1 protein-coding gene is annotated in these 3778 nt (G+C 73.1%); it reads right to left on the bottom strand.

All coding sequences use genetic code 11. The features are described 5' to 3' along the window. Nucleotides 1-3778: type I polyketide synthase (locus ACFZAU_RS41730; RefSeq protein ID WP_500556592.1), on the bottom strand; the 3778-nt coding region annotated here is incomplete at both ends.

Genomic DNA, 3778 nt, shown 5'->3' with positions numbered 1-3778 from the left:
CGCCCACCCCGGCATCGCCCAGAGCCTGCACCAACGCCACCGTGCCGGCGAGGTCCAGCAGCGACACCACACCCGCGTACGCGCCGGCAACCAGCCCCGCCAGGGCCGCACGATCCGTGCCCGGCTCGACCTCGACCCGGCGCACCTCCGCGCCCCGCCCCACCAGCGCACCGACCACCGGCCCGGCAACGTCGCCACCAGCCGGCACCACGACCAACCACGCACCCGACAGGCGCGCTTCGGGGGCGGCCTGCAGCGGCTTCCAGCTCGTCCGGTATCGCCACCCGTCGGCAAGGGCCCGATCCCGACTGCGCCGGCGCCAGGCCGAGAGAGCCGGGACCATGCTTCCCCAGGCGGCGGTGTCGTCGAGGCCGAGCATGGCCCCGAGGGACGTCAGGTCCTCCTGCTCGATGACGTCCCAGAAGCGCGCGTCGCTGGTGTCGACGCTCTTCCCGGCGAGGGTGACGTCGGCCTGCCGTGCCTCCGGCCAGTACCGCGTCCGCTGGAAGGCCTGGGTCGGCAGGTCCACCCGTCGCGCACCCGTGCCGGCGAAGAACCCGGCCCAGTCCACCGCCACGCCCCGCACGTACGCCTGCGCCAGAGCCCTGACGGCCGTCTCCGCCTCCGCACGCCCCTTGCGCAGCACCGGAACGAAGACCGCGCCCTCGCCCGTCACACACTCCTGCGCCATCGCCGACAACACGCCGTCCGGACCCAGCTCCACGAACGTGCTGACCCCGGCCGCCTCCAGCGCACGGACACCATCCAGGAAGCGCACGGCCTCACGGACATGCCGCACCCAGAACTCCGCCGACGCCATCTCGTCGGCGACCACGGCACCCGTCAGGTTCGAGACGACCGGGATGCGGGGGGCTTCGAAGGACAGCTCCGCCACCACCTCACGGAAGGCGTCCAGCACCCCGTCCATGTGCGGCGAGTGGAACGCGTGACTGACCGTCAGCCGCTTCGACTTCCGCCCCTCGAAAGACCCCGCAACCGCCGTGGCCGCGTCCTCGTCACCGGCGATGACCACCGACGAAGGTCCATTCACGGCAGCGATACTCACGCGGTCGTTCAGCAGCGGCAGGACCTCGTCCTCCGAGGCCTCCAGCGCGATCATCACGCCACCACCCGGTAGCGCCTGCATCAACCGACCCCGCGCCGCCACCAGCGCACACGCATCATCCAGCGAGAAGACACCCGCCACGTGCGCCGCGGCGATCTCACCCACCGAGTGCCCCGACACGAAGTCCGGTCGCACACCCCACGACTCGACCAGCCGGAACAGCGCCACCTCCACCGCGAACAGCGCGGGCTGCGCGAACTCCGTCCGGTCCAGAGCCCCCGCGTCCTCGCCGAACAGCACATCCCTCAACGGCACATCGAGGTACGCGTCCATCCGGGCGCAGACAGCGTCCAACGCGTCCGCGAAGACCGGGTACGTGTCGTACAGCTCACGCCCCATCCCCAGCCGCTGGCTGCCCTGCCCCGTGAACAGGAACGCGAGCGTGCCGGTCGTCGGAGTGCCCTGCACGAGCCCCGGGGGCTGTTCACCGGCGTTGAGGCCGTGGAGGCCCGCGAGCAGCGCGTCGCGGTCCTCGGTGCCGCTGACCAGGATCGCGCGCGTCTCCAGAGCCGCGCGCGCGGTCGCCAGCGTGTAGGCCGTGTCGAGGGTGGACGCCGCGGGGTGCGCCGTCATGTGGGCGCCGAGGCGCGCGGCCTGGGCCCGCAGCCCGGTCGTGCCCCGCGCGGAGAGGAGAACCGGCAGCACCGAGGGCACCGTGCCGTCAACCGCGGGTTCGGCGTCGTCCCCTGTGGCCGCCGCAGCCGGGGCCTGCTCGATGATCGTGTGGGCGTTGGTACCGCTGAGACCGAACGACGAGATGCCGGCCCGCCGGGGCCGTCCGGTCTCCGGCCACTCGGCGGCCTCGGTCAGCAGGGAGACGGATCCGGCCGTCCAGTCGACGTGCGGGGTCGGCTCGTCCACGTGCAGGGTCGGCGGCAGCACCCCGTGCCGCATCGCCAGCACCATCTTCATCACACCCGCGACACCGGCCGCCGCCTGCGTGTGCCCGATGTTCGACTTGATCGAGCCGAGCAGCAACGGCTGGTCCGCCGTCCGCCCCTGCCCGTACGTCGCCAGCAGCGCCTGCGCCTCGATCGGGTCACCCAGACGCGTGCCCGTGCCGTGCGCCTCCACCGCGTCCACGTCCGCGGCAGACAACCCCGCGCTCGCCAGAGCCTGCCGGATCACACGCTGCTGCGACGGGCCGTTCGGGGCGGTCAGGCCGTTGCTGGCGCCGTCCTGGTTGATCGCCGAACCGCGCACCAGCGCCAGCACCGGGTGCCCGTTGCGCCGCGCGTCCGACAGCCGCTCCACGAGCAGCATGCCGACGCCCTCACCCCACCCCGTGCCGTCCGCGGCCGCCGCGAAGGCCTTGATCCGGCCGTCCTCCGCCAGACCCCGCTGACGGCTGAAGTCGACGAAGGCCTCAGGGGTCGACATCACCGTCACGCCACCGGCCAGGGCGAGCGAGCACTCGCCCTGCCGCAGTGCCTGGACGGCGAGGTGCAGCGCCACCAGGGAGGACGAGCAGGCCGTGTCGACGGTGATCGCGGGGCCTTCGAGCCCGAAGACGTAGGAGAGCCGTCCGGAGACGACGCTGGCCGCGTTGCCGGTGCCGACGTGGCCTTCGATGCCGTCCGTCCCGCCCATGACGAGGGAAAGGTAGTCCTGTCCGTTGGTGCCGACGAAGACGCCCGCCTGGCTCCCGCGCAGCGAGGAAGGATCGATCCCGGCCCGCTCGAACGCCTCCCACGACGTCTCCAGCAGCAACCGCTGCTGCGGGTCCATCGCCAGCGCCTCACGCGGCGAGATCCCGAAGAAGTCCGCGTCGAAGTCGGGGGCGTCGTGGAGGAAGCCACCGGCCAGGGTGTACGTGGTCCCGGGACGGTCGGGGTCGGCGCTGTAGAGGCCGGTCAGGTCCCAGCCGCGGTCGGACGGGAAGTCACCGACGGCGTCGGCCCCGTCGGCGAGCAGCCTCCACAGTTCCTCCGGGGTCCGTACCCCGCCGGGGAACCGGCAGCTCATCGCGACGATCGCGATCGGGTCGTCGTCGACCGCCGCCGCCGTGGCGACCGGGTCCGTCTCGGCGGGTCGTGCGCCCCGCAGCTCGCGGCGCAGGAATCCGGCGAGCGCGGTCGAGGTGGGGTAGTCGTAGACGAGGGTGGTGGGCAGTCGCAGGTCGGTGGCCGCGCCGAGGCGGTTGCGCAGTTCGACGGCCGTCAGGGAGTCGAAGCCGAGCTCCTTGAAGGCGCGGTCGGCCCCGACGGCGTCGACGCCGCCGTGGCCGAGGACGGCCGCGACGTGCGTACGGACCAGGGTGAGCAGTTCCCGCTCCTGCTCGGTCTCCGTCAGCCCCGCGAGCCGGCGGGCGGCGGTGCCTGCCACGTCGGCTGCCGTGACGGTCTCCCCGTGCGCGACGAAGTCGCCGATCAGCGGGAGCGGTCGGACGGACGTCATGAAGGGGGCGAAGCGGTCCCAGTCGACGTCCGCGACCATGAGCGACGCCTCGCCCGTGCCGACCGCCGGGGCCAAGGCTGCCAAGGCGGGCTCGGGCTGCATGGGGGGCACGCCCTCGTGCCGCATGCGGGCGTCCATGGACTCGTCGGCCGCCATGCCGCCCTCGGCCCACGGACCCCACGCGATCGACGTCGCCACCAGGCCATCCGCACGACGCTGCTCCGCCAACGCATCCAGGAAGGCGTTCGCAGCGGC

Origin of the sequence: Streptomyces sp. NPDC008238 (assembly GCF_042956445.1) — a bacterium.
Taxonomy (GTDB): Bacteria; Actinomycetota; Actinomycetes; order Streptomycetales; family Streptomycetaceae; genus Actinacidiphila.
Note: the sequence above shows the minus strand (reverse complement) of the source record. Positions and strands in the feature narration are given on the sequence as shown.